6 protein-coding genes and 1 pseudogene are annotated in these 20,628 nt (G+C 67.1%); 4 read left to right on the top strand and 3 right to left on the bottom strand.

What is annotated here, in order from left to right; translation table 11 throughout:
• Positions 1–3 precede the first annotated feature (3 nt).
• The 4 genes from ACIBK1_RS33070 to ACIBK1_RS33085 all read left to right on the top strand — a co-directional run bounded on the left by ACIBK1_RS33070 (position 4) and on the right by ACIBK1_RS33085 (position 16,577).
• Positions 4–426 carry a pilus assembly protein TadG-related protein gene (locus ACIBK1_RS33070; protein ID WP_142652588.1) on the top strand — a complete coding sequence of 141 codons (423 nt, stop codon included), beginning with the start codon at positions 4–6 and terminating at the stop codon, positions 424–426.
• Positions 423–3,383: a BTAD domain-containing putative transcriptional regulator gene (locus tag ACIBK1_RS33075; protein WP_142652589.1), complete on the top strand. Its 2,961-nt coding sequence runs from the start codon at positions 423–425 to the stop codon at positions 3,381–3,383. Before ACIBK1_RS33070 ends, ACIBK1_RS33075 begins: the two co-directional genes overlap by 4 nt.
• 387 nt (positions 3,384–3,770) lie before the next feature.
• Positions 3,771–16,124: a DNRLRE domain-containing protein gene (locus tag ACIBK1_RS33080; RefSeq protein ID WP_328854086.1), complete on the top strand. Its 12,354-nt coding sequence runs from the start codon at positions 3,771–3,773 to the stop codon at positions 16,122–16,124.
• A 24-nt stretch (positions 16,125–16,148) separates the two neighbouring features.
• Positions 16,149–16,577, top strand: a complete 429-nt coding sequence (locus ACIBK1_RS33085) for a DUF4259 domain-containing protein (protein WP_142652652.1) — start codon at positions 16,149–16,151, stop codon at positions 16,575–16,577.
• Positions 16,578–16,784: 207 nt separating this feature from the next.
• Here the strand turns inward: ACIBK1_RS33085 and ACIBK1_RS40630 are convergent.
• The 3 genes and pseudogenes from ACIBK1_RS40630 to ACIBK1_RS33095 form a co-directional block, all read right to left on the bottom strand.
• A pseudogene (locus ACIBK1_RS40630) lies at positions 16,785–16,965 on the bottom strand (IS982 family transposase); the annotation flags it as partial.
• Between the two features lie 247 nt (positions 16,966–17,212).
• Positions 17,213–18,286, bottom strand: a complete 1,074-nt coding sequence (locus ACIBK1_RS33090; protein WP_142652651.1) for a tyrosine-type recombinase/integrase — start codon at positions 18,284–18,286, stop codon at positions 17,213–17,215.
• Between the two features lie 563 nt (positions 18,287–18,849).
• Positions 18,850–20,289 carry a helix-turn-helix domain-containing protein gene (locus ACIBK1_RS33095; protein WP_396739589.1) on the bottom strand — a complete coding sequence of 480 codons (1,440 nt, stop codon included), beginning with the start codon at positions 20,287–20,289 and terminating at the stop codon, positions 18,850–18,852.
• Positions 20,290–20,628: the final 339 nt, after the last annotated feature.

Raw genomic sequence — 20,628 nt, forward strand, 5'->3', positions numbered from 1 at the left:
GACATGACCAGGACACGCGACCGCGGGTCGGTCACGCTGTTTACCGCCGTGGCGGTGTTCCCGCTGATGCTGGTGCTCGCCGGCTTCCTGTGGGACGGCACCGCCAAGCTCCGCGCCGGCCGCGAGGCCTACAACATTGCGGAAGAGGCGGCCCGGGCTGGCGCCGGATACGTCGACCGCCGCGCCGCCTACACCGACGGCCGATACATCGTCGACCAGGTCGCCGCTCTGCGCGCCGCGCGCTCCTACCTCGCCACGACCGGCCACACCGGGACCGCCGCGCCGGTCGGCACCCACGCCATCCAGGTCCGCGTACGGGTGAGTGAACCCACCCTGTTCCTGGCCCTGATCGGCATCAACGACATCGCGGTGACCGGGTCGGCCACCGCCCGCCTCGTTCCCGGCGTGGAGGGAGAACTTCGATGATCAGGTTCCGTCTGCTGGACGGGCTGCGGGCGCTGCTGGCGGCCGCCGTCTTGACCGCGCTCATCGCCGGCGTACCCCTCATGTTGTATGCGCTGGCCGGATCCCCCGTACCCGCCCACCTCCCCAGCCTGGGCGAGATCGGCCACGCGCTGACCCACCGCGACGACGGCACCCTCTTCCTCACTGTCGTGAAGGTCGTCAGCTGGGCGGCGTGGGCGAGCTTCGTGGCCAGCACCCTGGTCGAGCTCGCCTCCCGCATCCGCGGCCGCGCCACGCCGCACCTGCCCGGCCTTGGCGCCACCCAATGGCTGTCGGCCCAGCTCATTTCCTCGGTCGCGCTCGCCGCCGGCTCGCCGGCCGCGTTCGTAATGGCCGCCGTCCCGCCCGCCGCCGTGGTCGCCGCCGCACCCGCCGCACTGGCCGACACCACCACCGCCTCACCGGACGCCGGGCACGACCCGCCACGCTTCGCCGGAGCTGACGTGCCATCGGGGGTTGGACAGCCCACCATGACTGGGGCGCACACCGCGTCTGACCAGGCGCACGCCCGGGTGCTGCGGCTCACGCACGCGGCCTACCAGGTGCGTCGCGGCGACTGCCTGTGGACCATCGCCGAACGCCACCTCGGCAACGGCGACCGCTACACCGAAATCGCCCAGCTCAACAGGGGCCGTGTGATGACCGACGGCGCCCGTTTCACCCGGCCCGACGTGATCCGTCCCGGCTGGGTGCTGCGCATGCCGGCCGCCGCGACCGACCTCGACCGGCCACAACCGCCCCTCCCGGATCGCCATCTCGGCCACCCGAGCGACGCCTCCGAGTTCTCCCGCCCGCACGATGGCGCTCCCTCCTCGCCCCAACCACCGGCCACACAGGACTTCCCGAAGGCGGGGGAGCAACCGGCAGCCGTACGAGACGCGGCCCCGCTCGCACGCACACCGCAGACCGGCGAGGCGCGTGCATCGGCGCCGGAACCGACCGCGATCCTGCTGACCGACGGCGGGGAGGCGGAAGACAACGGTCCCAGCGCGCCGGTTGCGGCGTTCGCCGGGGGAGTAGCCGTAGGGTCCCTGCTCACCCTCGCCCGCCTCCGCCACGCCCAACGCCAAACACGCCGCCGCGGCCGCCGCATCGCCCTGCCCGCCGACCCAGACACCCTGCGCACCGAGCAGGAACTGCGCCGCCTGGCCGCACCCGACGCCCGCACATGCGCCCGCCAGGCCCTGGCCACGCTTGGCGGCGTCCTAACCGCCGCCGGCCGCGACCTGCCGCACGTGCTCGGCGCACGCGTCTGCGTGGATGCCGTCGAACTGCTGTTGGCCCAGCCCGCCGGCACGCCACCAGCCCCGTTCACCCAGGGCCGCACGAAGGCGACCTGGCGCATCGACCTCGACAGCGCACCCAACGCGGACAGCGCCCGGGACGTGCTCCCTGCACTGCTCACCACCGGATACCTCGACGACGGACACGCACTCCTGGTGAATCTCGAACGCCTGCAGACCGCCACCGCGACCGGCCCCGATGAGCTGGTCGACCGCTTCCTCACCACCGCGGCCACCGAACTCGCCACCGGTGATGGGCCATGGTTCGACGTGCTCGCCGTGGGCTTTCCCGAACTGCAGGCGGCCGGCGATCGCATCCGACCCTGCACGGACCTGGCCGAAGCGCTCGGCCTGCTCGCCGACCGGGCCCGCGACCTCCGCGGACGGCTCGCCACCACTGACGGCCCAACCGGCGTGTCCGGCCGGCGCCTGCACGACCCTGATGGGGACTGGACTCTCACCGTCCTCATCAGCAGGACCACTCCGTCGCCCGATCAGATGGCTCGGCTGGTCGACACCGTCACCGCCCTGCCCGGCGGTCTGGCTGCCCTCGTTCCCGTAGACGCCGCAGGCGCGCCCGCGCGGTTCGCCCTGTCGCAGGACGACCAGGGGCCGCGGCTGGACGTCACCCCGCTCGGCCTCACAGTGCGGCCGCACCTGATCTCGGCCGAGTCCTACCAGCGGCTCGGGGAACTGTTCACCGTTGCCGGCGACATCAGCGACGTCGCCGCCGACGCCCCGCTGTATAACGCGTATGCGGACGAAAGCCAGCTGCCGCTGGCAGGCGGAGCAAGCAGGTCATACGTCGCTGGAGCGGCCGATAGCCAGCAGGAAGACGGGGAGTCGGGGGGAAAACCCGCACTGCCAGAAGTTGCCCAGCCCGAGCCGCAGCGCGATGAGGTACAGAACGCTGTGCAGGTGTCCATCCTCGGGCCGCTGGAGATCACCGGCACAGTCGCCGACCTCCAGCCGAAGATGGCCGAGCTCGTGCTCGCCCTGGCCTTGGCCGGGCCGACCGGGCTACGCAACGTCCAGCTCGCCGCCATGATGGGCCCCGACCCCGACACCCCCAAGCCCTCCGACCAGCTGCGCCAGCTCATCACCCGCACCCGCGGCAAACTCGGAAAGGCCTCCGACGGCCAGGCACGCATCCTGTGCGACTCCACCTACGTCTACCGCACCCACGCCATCACTCTGGACTGGACCCGCTTCCAGGAACTCGCCGACCGCGGCGCCAAACGCAACTCCACCATCGACCTCTGGGACGCCCTTGCCCTGGTCAGGGGGCCGGTGCTGGACGGCTGCTACCACTGGTGGCTAGAAACCCCAGTAATCGAGAACATTCGCGCCGAAATCGTCGACGCCGCCGACCTGCTCGCTGAACTCGAACTCGATGCCGGCCGCCCTGACCGCTCCGCACGCGCAGCACGGCAGGGACTCACCTCCGACCCCTACGCCGAGCAGCTGTGGCGGGCGCTGATGCGGGCGGAGTACGAGGCCGGGAACATGAGCAGGGTCCACGAGGCGTGGAAGGCCTGCCTCAAGGCGATCGCCGAAGTCAGCGCCGACGGCGACCCTCACCCCGAAACCGCCGCCCTCTACGGACGGCTCACCTCTGCCCGACGCCCCACCTGATGGCTTCCGTGCGGCTACGCCAAGCGGTTTCGGCGGTGATCAGAGCAGCTGATGCGACAACCGGGCTGGCCGCGGCCAGCCCCTCAGCTCCCGCCCCCGGCAACCACGGCCGTATCTCAGGCCTGGTATCGATCCCGTTTCGGGGCGTGCGCCTACAGGGGTGAGTCTCCGGCGTCATAGGCACTACCGGCACGTCTCCTGCGCTGTTACGTCAAGAGGGATTCGGCGATGTGATGTAGATCGCACACCTGTGCTTCGCTGCCCCCTCTTCGTTTTTGGAACGCGCCTGGTGGGGCGTTATGGACGGGAATCTGGCCTGCCGTCCACGTAACGGCACGTGATCATCCAGATGCGAAGTAGGTCTTGACCTGGGGTTGTCAGGCACGCATGATCCCGTTTGGTCTCTTTATTTCGGCTTTATTGGGGCGAGCGGCGATGCCTGCCGCGCGCTTCGCTTTGCGTGCGGAGGAGCTCGGCGTGCCGATTTCGCGTGCCCGGAAACTGCTGCCCGGCACAATTCATGGCCGTTTCTCTCGGGCGTGGGTTGGGGCGGTGGTCATCCTCGGAGTGTTCGTCGCCGGGGTCGGCGTGCCGGACGGGTTGGTCACACCGGCCAGCGCCGCCGTGGAGGCACCGCAGCAGGAGCGGAGCGTGGAAGCCCGTCCGGTCGCGGTCCCGACTCCCCGTGTGAAGGGCGAGGAGGCGTCCCACCCGGCGAAGAAGCCGCCGGCGCCGGTGTGGCCGAAGAGCGGGTCGGCGCGGGTGAACGTGGTGGCGGGCAAGGCCGCGGCCGTACCGGGGTTGCCGGTGACGGTGGCCGCGCCGGACGCGAAAGCGAGCGCCACGCCGCGGCCGGGCGCGTCGCCCTCGAGTAGGAAGCCGGCATCCGCCGCGCGGGGTGAGAAGGCGCCGAAGGCTGCGCCGTCGCAGGAACCGGTGAAGCCGACCCCGGGTTCTGTAACGGTGAAGACGTTCGACAACACCGTGGCCCGAAAGGTCGGCGGTGTCGGCATGGTGCTGCAGCTGACTCGAGCGGACGGCGGCACGGCTCCTGCGGCGGCGAAGGTCACGGTGGACTACTCCTCGTTTCGCGGTGCGGGCGGGGGTGGGTTCGCCTCCCGGTTGACGCTGGTGCGGTTGCCGGCGTGTGTGCTGGCCCAGCCGCTGACGGCCGAGTGCGCCAAGCAGCGGTCGGCGCAGCTGCGGGTGTTGCCGGTGGTCAACGACGTGAAGACCGGCCATCTGACGGCCGAGGTCGAGGTCGCCCCCGCGGCGGGCGGCACCTCCACGGCCGCGGCCGGTAGCGCCGTAACCGGTGGGGCGCAGGCCACGCCTCCGGCAAGCGCCTCGGCCGGGGCTGCTGCCGCTGGAGACACCGCTGCCGGCTCCGCCGATGGGTTCGTCTATGCGGTGGCGGCCTCTGCTGCGGCGACGGCGTCGGGGTCGTTGACGGGTGATTTTGCGGCGTCGCCGTTGAAGCCGTCGGGGACGTGGCAGGCGGGCCAGTCGGGTGGGGCGTTCTCCTACAGTTACCCAATCACGGCCCCGCCCGCCCCGTCCGGGGACGCCCCTGAGCTGGCGTTGCAGTATTCGTCGGCGGCGGTGGATTCGCTGACCTCGCAGACCAACAACCAGTCCGGCCTGGTCGGGATGGGCTGGGAGCTGAACACCGGGTTCATCGAGCGGTCGTTCGTGTCGTGTTCGGGGTATGCGAAGTCGGGCCGGATGGGCTACAACACCGCCCAGGTGGGGTGGCCGGACAAGTGCTGGGAGTCGCCGTACGGGGATCCGACCTCCTCGAAGCTGACGTTGTCGCTGGACGGCCGTTCCACCGACATCGTCAAAGACACCTCCGGCAAGTGGCGCACGGTGGAGGACTACGGCTGGAAGATCGAGCCGATGTCGTCGCAGTCGTGGTGGCGGATCACCACCCAGGATGGCTCGGTCTACCGGTTCGGCTACAACACCGACTCCTCGCTGGCGATGGCGTTCATCGGTGACGACGAAGGCGAGCCGTGTCATCAGTACTACCCCGAGCCCGGCAGCGGCGAGGACAGCGTTCAGCAGCTCTGTGAAAAGCCCTGGCGCTGGATGCTGGACCAGGAGGTCGACCCGAACGGCAACGTGATCGACTACTCCTACGACAAGGAAGAAGACGGCTACTGCACGGTCGCGCTGGACTACGACAGCAGGTGCGACCCGGAGTACGACAGGGCCGTCAACGTGTCCGCGGTGAGCTACGGCCATAACATCAACGTTCCCGGCTCGAGCCCGACCGCGCGGATCGTGTTCACCACCTCTGATCGGGCCTCCGGCGGCGTTACCGACGAGCCGGAGTTCTGCGAGGACGGGCGCGACTATTCGGACTGCGTGTACGGCACAGGGCCGCGGTTTTACACAAGCCGGATACTGAGCTCGATCACCACCCAGACCCTGGTCCCGGGCACGACCGACGACTGGGAGGACGTCACCCGGTGGGACCTGTCGTATCAGTGGCTGGACGGCGGTGGCTGGAACGGGGACGAGTACCCCATCTTGTGGCTGGACTCCATCCAGCAGGTCGGCCTGGCCGGCGGCAACGGAACGCAGATCGCCCTGCCGCCGACCACGTTCGAGGCGACCTTCCGGAACAATGCCGTCAGCATCGAGCTGGACTCGGTGGAGTTCCCCCGCATCGGCGCGGTGAACAACGGGCTGGGCGGCCGCAGTGAGGTGGAGTACGAGCAGGAAAACCCCTGCCCGGAAATGGCGCAGTATCCCCCGAGCGACATCTGGGACGACTCCGGCTACGACTGCTACTTCATCACCACCCGCTACGACATCGTCAACGACGACTGGTACTACTACGGCGAGGTCTACGCCAAGTGGCTGGTGACGTCGGTCACCGACATTGACATGGTGGGCGGCTCACCCAGCCAGGTCACCAGCTACTCCTATGAGGATGATCCGGGCTGGGCGGTCCCGGACAACCCCCTGGCCGTGCGCGACCCGTTCATGCCTGAGGACTACACCGAATGGCGCGGTTACGGTCAGGTGACCACCACCGTCGGCGGCGGGTCCGGCTCTTCCGGGGTCAGCACTACCTCGGCCAAGTTCTTCCGCGGCCTGGGCCGGTCCATCACCGACTTCGACGGCCACAGCGTCCCGGATCCCATCGAGCTGAACGGGCGCACCCTGCAGGAACAAGTCCGCGACAGCAATGGGGAGAACTCCTCCACACGGTATGAGTACGAGGTAGTCGAGACCGGCGGCGGCCCGGGCACGCGTAACCCCTCTCGCGTGAACCAGACGCGGGAGGTGTCCCGGGAGAAGACCACCACCGGGTGGCGCTACACCGACACCAAGACCACCTACAACTCCGACGGGCTGCCGAAAACGGTCAACGACTACGGCGACACCAGCATCGCGTCCGACAACACCTGCACCTCCATCACCTACGCCCGCAACACGACGACGTGGATGCTCAACTACCACGCGTCGGAGGAGAAGCATGCGGGTGACGACTGCACCAGCGGTGACCTGCTGAGCCGTATCGTCTACCTCTACGACGGAGCGAGCGACCCGTCCGCCAACACTCCCACCCATGGGAACGTCACCGAAACCCGCGCCTACTCCACCACCACTCACTACGCCACGATCAAGTCGACCTTCGACAACTACGGCCGGCCGCTCACCACGACCGAGCCGTCCGACCCGTCCGAGCAAAACCCAAAGAAGACCACCACGACCTACACCCCAGCCGTCGGCTGGCCATGGCAGGGCGTGACGGTCAAAAATCCGCTCCAGCACCAGGTGACCACCTGGTCCTCCCAGTACAACGGTCAGCCGGTCGGCATGCAGGACGCCAACGACAACAAGGTCAACATCGACTACGACGTCCTGGGCCGAACGCTGCAGCTGTGGACTCCGGATGCGCCCAAGCCTGACCGCAACGACACCGACCTCAGCGACAATCCCCCCGCGGCGAAGGTCGCCTACGCCGTCACCGGTAGCCAGCCATCCCGGACCATGGTGTCGCGCCTGCAGTCCGGCGCCGGCACTAGAACCCCCAAATACACCTCCACCTACACCTACAGCGACGGCTTCGGCCGCGAGCGTGAGGTGCAAACCGCCTCGCCGACAGGCGGCCGGATCGTTCAGGTCACCGCCTACAACGAGCGCGGCCTGACCGAGCGGACCTCCGCTCCGGTGTACAACGGGAGCGCGCTTGGATCGGGCCTGCTGAACCCCGCATGGAGCACGGTTCCGCAATGGTCCAAGCAGGAGTACGACCGGCTCGGCCGAGTCACCGCCCAGGTGGACATGACGGCCGACGCGACCGGCGAGAAAGAGTTCCGCCGTACGACCACCAACTACCTGGGCGCGGACAAGTACGAGGTGATTCCGCCGGTGGGCGGCAAGACGGTGTACTACACCGACGCCGCCGACCAGGTCACCAAAATCGAAGAATGGCTGAGCGGCGGGGGCAGCGGTCAGCAGGCGGCAGCTGTGGCAGGGCCGGTGCCGCCGGGTTCTTCGTCCAACTCCTCTGCCGTGACTGCCTCGGCGACGTCGCAGGCCGCGCCCGCACAGCCGTCTTCGTCCGCTGCCTCTTCCGGGGCTGCCGCGCAGCCTGAGGTCCGGGCGGCTGCCGATGCGGCGCTCAAGGCCGCGGTCAAGCAGGGCAAGCGGGTGCAGGTCGACGCGGCGACGACCGATTCCTCGGTGGTGTATGCCAACCCGGATGGCAAGACCTTCACCGCCGAGTTCACCGCTGGCCCCTCCCGGGTGAAGCAGGGGCAGTCCTGGGTGCCGATCGACACCTCGCTCGTGGACGAGGATGGGGTATTGCGGCCGAAGGCCGCGGCCGCTCAGGTGGAGTTCTCCACCGGAGGGACAGGCGTGTTCGCGAAGATGACACGGCAGGACGGCACGGTCTTCGCGCTGTGGTGGCCGAGCGCGCTGCCCCGCCCCTCCGTGAAGGGGAACACGGCGACCTACGCCGATGCGGCAGGGCCGGGGGCCGATCTCGTGGTGACCGCGCTGGCCACCGGGTTCCGGCACGATGTCGTGCTGCGGCGCAGGCCGTCCGGTCCGGTGGAATACCGGCTGCCTGTCGAGACATCCGGCTTGACCCTGAAGACCGCGGAGACCGGTGGCCTGACCCTGAGCGACAAGGGTGGCACGGTCGTCGCGGCGGCCCCCACGCCGGTCATGTGGGCGTCCTCCACGCCCGATGCCGGCGCGGACGCGAAGGGTAAGCGGCGCCCGCGAAAGCGTGGGAAGATCACCACCAGTGTCGTGCAGGAGCAGGGCCGCCAGGTGCTGGTGCTTCAGCCCGACCCCGGTTTCCTGGCTGACCCGGCCACCACCTATCCGGTGACGATCGATCCCACGACCACGCTTCCGCTGAGCAGCGACACCTACGTCATCAAGGGCGAGAGCAGTACTCACGCGGGTGACTCCGAGCTCGTCGCCGGTGCGGTCTTCAACTTCGTCGGTGTCGAAGTCGCGCGTTCCTATCTGAAGTTCGACACCAGCTCCTTGGCGGGCGCGACCGTGTCAAGCGCCACGCTCAGCGCCTATCAGATGTGGGTCGATTCCTTCGAATGCGCCACCGGTGGCATCGTCGCGGCGCGGGTGACCTCCAGCTGGAACCCCAGCACCGTCCTGTGGACGAACAAGCCCACCACGACCACCAGCGGCCAGGCCACGGCGTCGGAGACCGGTGGCTGTTCCGGCGACCGGTCCATGTCGTGGAGGGTCACCTCGATGGCGCAGGCGTGGGCGTCGGGGACTGCGAACTACGGCATCGAACTGCGCGGAACTGATGAGAGCAACGCCGCCGACTATGAGGTCGGGTTCGCATCGTCCGAGGTCGGCTACGGCGACCCTCCCACGTTGAGTGTCACCTACACCCTGCCCTCGGCCCCCGCGGCCTCCAAGCTGTCGATCACCCCGGTCACCGGGTCCGCGGTGTCGTCGCTGACACCGACCCTGCACGCAACCGTCTCCGACCCCGCCGGGGGAAACCTGCGGGCCGACTACGAAATCGAGCACGACCCCGCCTACACCGCGGAAGGCACCGGCCAGATCTGGACCGGCAGCTCGGCCACCGTCACCTCCGGCAACGATGCCCCCGCCGTCGTTCCGGCCGGGAAACTCACCGACGGGTGGCACATCCGGTGGCGGGCCCGGGCCACCAACACCGGAGCCTCCGTCTCTTCGGCCTGGTCGGCTTGGCAAACCACGACCGTGAACGTGCCGGACCCGCTGGTGGACCAGTTCCAGGTGACCCCGTCGCAGGTGCTGTCGGGGGAGACTGTTACCTCCACCCTCACTCCTGCGCTGGCCGCCCGGGTAACCACACCCGACGCGGGGGCGTCGCGAGTGGAGTTCGAGCTGGAGCACGACCCGGCTGACACCGCCCATGGCACCGGCAGCATCTGGACCATCGGCAACACGCAGACAGGGACGGCCAAGTCCGCAGCGGCTGGCGCCGCCCCCGCCGCCAACGTGCCAGCCTCGAACGCGCCGGCCGCGGATGCGCCGCCATCGCACGTGCAGGACGACGCGCGCATGGGTGCGTCGGTTGAGGCGAAGCGGTCGGGTAAGCCGGTCGCGGTGGCAGGGTTGACCTCGGCGACGAGTTCGACTGTGGCCAACCCGGATGGCAAGACGTTCACCACGACGCTCAGCACCCGTCCGGCCAGGGTCAAGCGGGACGGGGCGTGGGTGCCGATCGACACCAGCTTGGTGGACAAGGACGGCGCCTTGGTGCCCAAGGCCGGGCCCCAGGTGAAGGTGTCCAACGGTGGTGACGGGCCGTTCGCCACTGTGGCCGATGAGGCGGGTAATTCGATTGCGCTGAGCTGGCCGGCCCCGCTGCCCAAGCCGATGGTCGAGCGGAACAAGGCCCGTTATGCCGATGCGGCTGGTCCTGGTGCCGATTTGGTGGTGACGGTGCTGCCTGGTGGTGTCCGCCATGACATCGAGTTGCGCGAGCGCCCCACTGCCCAACTCAACTACCGCATCAACGTGAAGACCACCGGGTGGAAGCTGCAGCAGGACGGCCAGGGCCGGCTCACGCTGACCGACAGTACGGGCAAGCTGGTCGCCCCGTTGGCACAGCCGGTCATGTACCCCGTGTCCGACCGTGGAGAGAGGAAGGCGGGGGACGCCCAGGCCGGGACCAACGCGAATGCGAAGGCGGACGCCAGAACTAAGGAGGCCAAGGGCCGGCACCGGCGCATGGGCCGTATCGCCACCCGCCTCACCGGTGAAGGTGATCACCAGGTGCTGGAGCTGACCCCGGACGCGGCGTTCCTGGCCGACCCCACGCTCACCTACCCGGTGACCGTCGACCCGACAGTGGATTTCTCACCTCAAGCCGACACCTTCGTCGCTAACTGGGACAGCGTCGGCGATACCCACGCCGATGACAATTACCTCGATATCGGCGTTGACGGCGGCGACGTCACGCGCGGCTACCTCAACTTTGACACCGCATTCCTCACCGGTGCGACGGTGGCGCAGGCACAACTGTCGCTGTTCAACTATGGTGCCCCTCAGTGCGCGCCGTTCGGCTCTGGCATTCAGGTCAGGAGGGTGACCTCCGCCTGGGACCCCTACACCGTCACCTGGAACAGCCAGCCGTATGCAACCAGCGAGGACGCGGTAGCCCGCCAGGACGCCTACGACATCGAACGCTGTGGCGACAACGGCATGGGCGGGATACCGGTCACGTGGGACGTCACCGGCATCGCCCAGGACTGGGCCGTCGGCCAACCCAGGTGGGGCCTGCAGATGCGAGCTGCGGACGAGAACGCGGATGAGGACTGGCGCGTCTACGACTCCTCCGAAGGTGCCGTCGCTTACCCTGGCTACTCGCAGGCGCCGGAGCTGACCGTGACCTACTCGCTGCCGTCGTCGTCTCCCACGCTCGGCAACCTGTCGATCACCCCCGTTACCGGGGGTGCGGTGTCGTCGTTGACGCCGACCCTGCACGCCACCGTCTCCGACACTGCCAGCGGGAGCCTGCGGGCCGACTACGAGGTCGAGCACGACCCCGCCTACACCGCAGAAGGCACTGGTCAGATCTGGGCGGGCAGCTCCGCTGGCGTCACCTCCGGCAACGATGCCCCCGCGGTGGTCCCGGCCGGGAAACTGAGCGACGGCTGGCACATCCGCTGGCGGGCCCGCGCCACCAACACCGGCACCTCTACCTCCTCGGCCTGGTCGGCCTGGTCGGCTGCCACCATCAGGGCGGCGCAGGACCCGGTGGTCGACAACGTCGCCTCCGGCACCCAGGCCACCCTCACCGTCCCCGCAGGAAAACTCGGCGACGGGTGGAAGGTCCGCTGGCGCGCCCGCGCGGTCGCCGCCGGATCCAACACCTCCGCCTGGTCCGGCTGGCAGGCCCTGACAGTGAAGGTCCCAGCCGCCACCGTCTCCCAGCTGCAGATCACTCCCGCCCAGACGTCCGGGCAGACCACCACTGTCACCTCGCTCACCCCGCAGCTGCTGGCCACCGTCACCGACACCTACGGGCAGCCGCTGCGGGCAGAGTTCGAACTCGAACACGACCCTGCCGACACCGCCCATGGCGCCGGCCAGATCTGGACCGCCGCGGTCGACAACGTCGCCTCCGGCATCCAGGCGTCGGTTAGCGTCCCTGGTGGGAAACTGAACAACGCGTGGGGAATCCGCTGGCGTGTCCGCGCGCTCAACACCGCCACCCAGGTGACGTCCGCCTGGTCGGACTGGCAGTCGGCCACCGTCGACATTGGCAATGTCCCGTCTGAGCCGGCGGTGAGCGCGCTACAGGTCGCTCCCTTCCAGGTCGTCGACGGCACCACAGTGACCTCGTCGCTGACTCCGCAACTGCTCGCTCAGGTCACCAATCCCGTCGGCGGCACGATGCGGGCGGAGTTTGAGCTCGAACACGACCCCGCCGACACCGAGCACGGCACCGGCCAGATCTGGACCACCGCGGTCGACGACGTCCCCGCCGGTACCCAGGCGACGGTCACCGTCCCCGCAGACACGCTGAGTGAGGGCTGGCTAGTGCGCTGGCGCGCCCGCGCCGTCGCCGGCGAGACCACCTCATCCTGGTCGGACTGGCAGACCGTCCGCGTTGACCAGCCCGACCCCGTGCTGGGCACCCTGCAGGTCACCCCGTCCGAGGCCGTGGACGGCAAGACAGTCAGCTCGTCGCTGACCCCGCAACTGCTCGCCCAGGTCACCGACCCCGCAGGCGGGAAGGTGCGGGCCGAGTTCGAGCTGGAGCACGACCCCGCCGCCCCCGAAGGCCAGGGCAACGGCCAGATCTGGACCACCGCGGTCGACGACGTGACCTCCGGCACGCAGGCGACCGTAACCGTCCCCGACGGCAAGCTGTCCGACGGGTGGCTGGTGCGCTGGCGCGCCCGCGCCGTCACCGCTGGCGGTACCTCCGCCTGGTCGGACTGGCAGCAGCTGACCGTGACCGACGGCTCGCTCATCCCGGTCGTAGGCAACCCCCGCACCCGCCCTGCCAACAACGGCACGACGATCACGTTGACTCCCGCCCTGCTGGCCACCGTCAGCTCGGCGCAGGGCGGGCAGCTCGGCGCCGAATTCGAAGTCGAGCACGACCCCGCCGACACGCAGCATGGCACCGGCCAGATCTGGACCACTTCTGTCAACGGGGTGACCTCCGGCAACGACGCCACGGTCACCATCCCTGCCGGCACTCTCAGCAACGGGTGGAAGGTTCGCTGGCGCGCCCGCGCTGTCAAGAACGGCATCGACTCGGACTGGACCGCCTGGCAATCGGTCACCGTCAGCGTGCCGAACCACTACGACACGACCTTCGAGTACGACCGCGACGGACAGACGGTCAAGCTGATCGACGCCAACGGCAATGTCAGCACTTTCACTTATGACCTACTCGGCCGCCGCACCGCATCCCACGACCCCGACGCGGGCGACTCCCAGCAGGCCTACGACGATGCTGACCACCTGCTGTGGTCGACCAACGGCAAGGGCCAGAAGGTCTCCTACTCCTACGATGACATCGGCAGGAAGACCGCCGTGTGGTCCGGGGAGCCCAACAGCGGCACCAAGCTGGCCGAGTGGGTCTACGACACGGTCACCACTAATGGGAAGGGGGAACTCACTTCCGCGACCCGGTACCTCGGCGGCAACGCCTACGTGGACACCATCACCGGCTACGACGAGATGGGCCGGCCCACCGGCTCCACGCTGACCATCCCCTCGTCCGAAGGGCTAATGGCCGGCACCTACACCTTCGCCACCACCTACACCACCACCGGGCAGGTAGCCACCTACACCATGCCCGCCGCCGGCGGCCTCCCCACCGAGACCCTCACCTCCACCTACACCGACCTGGACCTCCCCTCCCGGATGACCAGTGGTCTGGGCGGAGGGTTCACCTACATCGACTCCACCACCTACTCCGGCACCGGACGCCTGACCGACCGCGCCTATGGAGCAGGCGGGAAGATCAGGCGGCACCTGGACTGGGACCCGAACACCGGGCGAATCAAAAGCGTCACCACCACGACCAAGGCCGACACCAGCGGCCCCGTAACGGCGCAGGACGACCGCTACACCTACGACCTCTCCGACGAGATCACCAAGATCCTCGACGCCGCCGCAGCCAGCGGCGGCAGCACCGGCCAGTACGAATGCTTCACCTACGACGGCCTGCACCGCCTGTCCCAGGCCTGGACCACGACCGCGACCGACTGCGGCCAGGGCACGGCCTCGGCCGACAACCAGGGCATCGACCCCTACGCCCAGTCCTACACCTACGACGGCGCCGGCAATATCACCAGCCTGACCTCCAACGGTCAGGCCGCCATCTACGACTATCCCCAACCGGGAACCGATGCGGTCCGTCCCAACGCGGTCACCGCCATCAGTCGTCCCACCGGCACCGACACCTACGCCTACGACAACGCGGGTCAGCTCACCTCCCGCACCGTCGGCGGCAAGGCCGGCACCTTCACCTGGAACGAACTCGGCCAGCTGGACAAGGCCACTATCGACGGCCAGGACACCACCATGGTGTACGACGCCGACGGCGAACGCCTCATCCGCCGGGCCCCCGGTGGCAAGGCCACCCTGTACCTCGGCTCCATGGAAATCGAGGTCAACGGCGACAGCATCACCGGCAAGCGCTACTACACGGCCTCCGACGGCGCCACCATCGCCATGCGCACCGGCGGTGACGGCGTCACCTGGCTGATGTCCGGCCTGCACGGCTCCACCCAGCTCGCCGTCGACGACACCACCGGCAAAGTCTCCCGCGAACGCTACCTGCCCTATGGTCAGCGCCGCGGTGCCGACGACCTCCCCTTCACTGACCGAGGCTTCCTCGGCAAAACAGAAGACGACTCCACCGGCCTGGACTACCTGTCCGCCCGCTACTACGACCCTGCCATCGCCAAGTTCCTAAACACCGACCCCCTCCTCGACCTCCGCAAACCCCAATGGGCAAACCCCTACGGCTATGCCGGAAACAACCCTATTGGCACGTCCGATCCAACCGGACTTTCCCCGGAGCCTGAAAATTGCAAGGCCAACCCAAGTCAGCTCTGCCTCGAATGGATGACCACCCACAAGTTGGTTAATGGCCACTGGGTGGAAACCGGCTTTGGCTCTATCGATCTGAAATTGCCGGCAGGTGTAGATAAAGATAAATTTACAAAAGAGTGGGTAAAGAGGTATCACGATCAGGTCCTTGGTTCTCCAGGCATTCACTACCCCGGCATTCAGCAATCAGAAGAGTATGCACTCGCCCTAAGCATTTGCTGGGATATAGGATGTCCGAAATCGTTCATCGGTTACCTCCTGAATGGCTTTCATGCTAATAACAGCGCCATAGGAATGTATGACGGCGATGACCGTACTATCGGCAGCAACTACCGTTATGGACGTAACTCGGGTCGTTTCGGCAAGGGCAAGCTAGGCTGCAATAGCTTCGTCCCCGGCACCGAAATCCTCATGGCCGACGGCAGTCACAAGCCCATCGAAGAGGTAGGAATCGGTGACGAAGTCCTGGCCGCCGACCCAGTTATCGGGGAAGTGCTGGCTGAGCCGGTCCTCAATGTCATCGAGGGTAGGGGCGACAAGGATCTCATTAAAATTACCGTCGATATCGACGGTCCGAGCGGCGATAAGACGGGTGTCATTCTCGCCACCGACCAGCACCCGTTCTGGTCCGAGGACCAAGGGCACTGGGTCAACGCTAAGCACCTCGACCCTGGAACATGGCTTCGTACAGCTGCCGGCACTCACGTCCAGATCACTGCAGTCAAGAGCTGGACTGCCCACGATCAGGAGGTGCACAACCTCACGATCGCGGCTGTTCATACGTACTTCGTAGTAGTCGACAACACGCCGATCTTGGTGCACAATGCACCTTGCCGGCCGGGAACAAAGTTCAATGTACCAGCCCAGCCTGGTGTCTATGTCATTCACTTCAAGGACGGCAGCAAATATGTAGGAAGCGCTACCAAGAGCATGCGAGATAGGACCAACAAGTCTATGAGTTCAAGGCATGCAGTCAGGAAAGCGGGCTATACAATGGACGATATAGTCAACGTAACCTACTTCAACGTGCCTCCCGGAACGAGTAAGACTGCCCTTCGCCGCATGGAGCAGACTGTGATGGAAGGCATGAAGCTGCAAGGATTTCGCCTTGTAAATCTTAGAGACCCCGAAATAGCCGTCCCTATGGGCGGTTACTACTAATGACTTGGATGCCGAGGTGAATGAATGGGGACCTGGGGTTCGGGGCCGTTCGACAGCGACACTGCCGAGGACTTCCTAGAGGAACTAGAGGATCAGTCCGCGATGGAGCGGCTGACCACTCTGCAACGCATCTTCGGTACTGCCGTGGAGGCACCCGGTAGTTCGACCATCGAGGTGCTACCTGAGGAGGTGACAGCCGCTGCCGCCGTCGTCGCAGCCAATATGCCAACAGGGAGGAATCTATCTTGGAATGAGAATGAGGATTATGCCATCACGGAATGGCTGGACAAGCCAATCCCGCCTGATCTTGCCATCGCAGCTGCGCAAGCAATGGAAGTAACGTTTCCCCCAGATGGTTGGTACTGGCGAAGCTGGAAGAAAGACGAGGATAGAACGGCGGCACAGACTATTATGGAAACACTGCTATCCGTGCTGCGTGCCCATACTGGGTAGCGAACGCACAGGTCAACTGTTCTCGACTGTCGAGCCGGGAGTCAAAGGGTTGCCTTCGGGCAAGTTCTGTGATTGGGTTTTAAACCCATCGCAGGCAGTGTGCGGGTGGCCGCCCAGTACGGCGGTGTGACTGGCGTCCCGCCCTTTCTCGCGTCGAATCATCTAAATCTGTGCTCGCGAACCGACGCCTGAGGATCGTCTATCCATAAGGTCGAGCTGGCCTTTCAGGGTGTCATTGTCCAACTCGATGAGCTGCGGATCGGTTTGAGGTGCTGCTCGCTTGAGGTGCTGCTCGCCGGGGCGGGGTGTGCAGTTGCGGTAGGACGCGCGGCAGCCGCACCTCTCGTTCGGCTAGGTAGGCGTCCAGCTCGCCGGAGACGTACCCCCTTGTCCGGGACGATCAGTGCGATCAGGTGCCGGTGTCACCTCGCCTACTTCATGGAAGCACACTTCCCGGAACTACTCAGCGGCGGGCATAAGCCAACCCGCCACATTGGGTTGTTACGCATGACGCCCGTCACATGTACGGAGCTGGACAGATCAGCGATGTCTCGAGCCAACTGGTCATGCCGAGGGACATGGACAGCCCGGACCAAGTCGCGGTGCCTTGTCCCCCTGCACAGTCGCCGCCCCGGTCACAGGCCCACGCGCAGCATCGGGTTGTTCTTCCACTTGTCGCGATGGCGGATGTACTGCATCACCACCGGGGACTTCTCCGACCACCGGCCGTGCTGGCAGATTCCCGACATCGTTGCGCCGGCGTCGGCCGCGTCCGTGGCCCCGCCGGCGCGCAGGCCATGCGCGGAGTAGCGGTCGGCGTGCGGTAGCTCGGCAGCTCGGGCGGCTTCCTTCACTACCAGGTTGATCGCCTCAGGGGTCATGCGGATACCGTCGCCGCGGCCGGCCCGCCGTACGGGCATGCCGTCGTCGCCGATCGCGCCCGCGATCCGGCCGTTCTTGTCGATCGCGCGGAACACCGGTCCGCTGGTGATGCCGTGTTCTGCGAGGACTTCCAGCCATGCCGACTCGACCCGCACCGGGCAGGTCCCCGGATGAGAGCCGTACGGCAGCGGCACGCTGACGCCGCGAGCGTCGCGGTCGGTCTTCGACATCGCGATGAAGATCTCCAGCCCTTCCCGCAGGAAGGTCAGGTCCCCGATGTTCAGATTGTGCAGCTCGATCCGGCGGGTCATCGCCGCGTACCCGACGGTCAGGATGGCCCGGTTGCGCTGTCCTGCGGGCGTGTCCTCCGGCTGGGCCTCGATCATCGCCCGCAGGATCTCGATGGTGATGGGCAGCGAGCGCCGCGGACGGAAGCCGGCCTTGGCCCGCAGCTTGCGGTAGGCGCGCAGGGCCTCCCGGATCGGCCGGGTGTTCGGCCGCTCGGCGCCCGTGTCGGTGTGAATGGACAAGATCGCCGAGACTGCCCGGTCGACCGTGGCCGGGGCCCGGCCCAGGGTGGTCAGGTAGGCGATGTAATTGAGGACCGTCGCCGTGGTGGCCGGCAGCGGGGATGCGCCGTTGGCGGCGCACCAGTCGGAGAACCTCGCCCAGTCCCCGGTGTAGGCCCGATGGGTGTTGTCCGAGCGGGCCTGCTGGAGCAGTTCGGCGGCCTCGTCGCTCAGGACCTCCTCCACGGCGGCGAGGTCCAGGGGTCGCGGGACGATACGTCCCTCGATAGCCGGTTCTCGCTCCACTTCGCCATGCATGTCCGAATTACCTCAAGATCCTCGAAGCTGATTTCCGATAACATACATTATCGGAATTCAACATCCATCGAATCAAGGGGTAGGGGACTATCGGCGTCTCGAGCTGTGCCGGAGGTCGAACAGCACCGGCAATTCGAAGGGGGACGACATGTCCGGGTTGCTGGCAGGAACTGAGCGACGAGGAACGCTGGCACTTCGCGGGATCATCCTCACGGCCGCTCCGGTAACCCTTGCAAACCTCTGGAGATCGGGGACCCGCCTGATGGTCCTGGCTGCTTTCAGAGACGCGCGATTCAACCCGCTCTACCCCCTCAAGGACGAGCAAGCGGAGCGACGCCTCGGCTGTTACGGCGGGCTGGGCACACGGCTCCCGCCCCCGCTGAACTCCTCCTAAGGTGACTGCTGGACCGACAGCCTTGTCACCGTCGAGGTGCTGCTCGCCCGCCCCGTTCGACTCCGCTGGCGGCGCGGCGCAGACAATCGCGACCCGGAAGGAGGGCAGGCCTCGATGGAGAGGCCTGCCCCTCCTTTTACGACGGGAACGGGACGTCGCCTGGCAACGCTTACTCTCCGGCAAATGCCACGGTGGGCGGCTGCACCGAGCAGGGGATGTTGCTCTCTTCGACCCAGCGCTGAGCGGTCTCCCAGTAGCTCCCCCAGGTGGTGGGGTTCACCGTGCCGTCTGGCCAAATCTGGAGAGCCTCGGCGGCGCCGAAGTTCTGGAACAGCGCGGACGCCAACTCCGCGGCGGCAGCCGTGAGCGGCCGGCCGTCGGCAGCCAGGTCCTCGAGGATGGCCGACGACTCGGCGTAGGCGTTATTGCTGGCATCGCCGTTTCCGATCGAGCGCAGCGCCGCGCCGTGGGTGGCAGGCCAGGTGACCACCTGGATTCCCGCCGGGCCACCCCACTCCTGATGTCTCAACCGTCCACTGATCATCTGGCCCAACTCGGCGTCGTCGGTGTCGTAGGTGAGAACGTCGGCGAGGAGCCGCGCCGAGAGGGTGGCGGTGCCGGTCGTGGCGGTCTTCTCTGTGGCGTGCCGGGCCATCAGGCGCAGCGTGCCGATCATCCAGAGGATGATCTCGGCGTCATGCACCTGATAGGTATTAGAGCCGCTGAGTTTGGCGATGGGGATGGCGATGGACGCAGAGCCGTCGGCGTGGAACTCCGCCCATGCCACGCCGTCCCGGTGTGGCTCGTATCCAATCAGACGCCTGGGCCCGACCGTCTGGTTCGTCAGCATCGGCGACAGAGCGCCGGGCAGGAGGCGGTCGTCGGCGAGGTCGGAACGGAAGTTGGCGAGGGCGGCGTTGTTGATGGTCATGTCGCCGGGCAGGTCGGGCACCATCGAGACGATAAGCACCGGCTGAGGCAGGCTCAGGCCCGACCGCTTAAGGACCAGACGGCGGACCACGTCGGCTTCAACCTGGGTCAGGCGAGCGGCCCGGTTGGCGAGGCCGGTGAAGCGCCGCTGGTAGGCAACGTAAACCTCAGACTCGGACAGCCAGACCTTCCGGGCGCCGACTCGGCGCGGCCATTTGGTCACGCCGCTGTTCGCGTTGATGATCACGGCGTGAGGCGCGCGAGGGCTCGGCGGGACGGCGATCAGGATCAAACCGGTGCCGGGAGTGTCGGGGTCTTCTAGAGGGACGACGTCAAACAGCGGCAGCGGGGACACCTTGGCCGCGACGGCGTCGGTGTAAATCCGCAGGGTCTTCTCCGACAGGTCCACCCTGAGAGCTTTGGACGGGACCAGGTCCACTTCGGCCATGCCGACGACGATGACGCCGCCGATGTGGTTGGCGAAGGTTGCGACGTCGATGGCGATTGAGTCCGCGGCGGAGTCTCCGGTGGCCTTATCTGCCTCGTATTTGATTTTGTAGTCGAGGTCTTCGGCTTCGGCGGCGGCCGGGTTGTTCTCCAGGGCTGCCCAGTCTGCGAAGGTGGAACTGGCGAGGGGCACGCCGAGAAGGGCGTCGAGTCGGCGGGAGCGGTAACGCAAGGGGGGTGGGCTCCTACGTCGTTGGAGGACGTCAGGTCTGGCGATCTGACGTGATCCACAGTAGAGAAGGACCGGCCGAAAGTAGGAGAAGACCGGATCCGTGACGGGGAAGAGCCGGTGTGAACGCTCCGCTGGTTGCAGGACCGGAGCACGTAGCTGGTCATCTGTTCGACTTCGGGCTTGGAAGGTGCCAGGTCGCTGCACACCAAGGCGTGGCTGATCGAGCTGACTTCGAGTTGATCAACTAGCGGTAAGTGAGCTTATCGCTAGTTGATCAATGGTGGTAGGGGCCACGCCCGCGGTACCCCCGCACGTTGCGCGGAAGCAGTCGGACCCCGA

It is taken from the genome of Microbispora rosea (genome assembly GCF_044460045.1).
In the GTDB taxonomy this organism is placed as follows: Bacteria; Actinomycetota; Actinomycetes; order Streptosporangiales; family Streptosporangiaceae; genus Microbispora; species Microbispora rosea.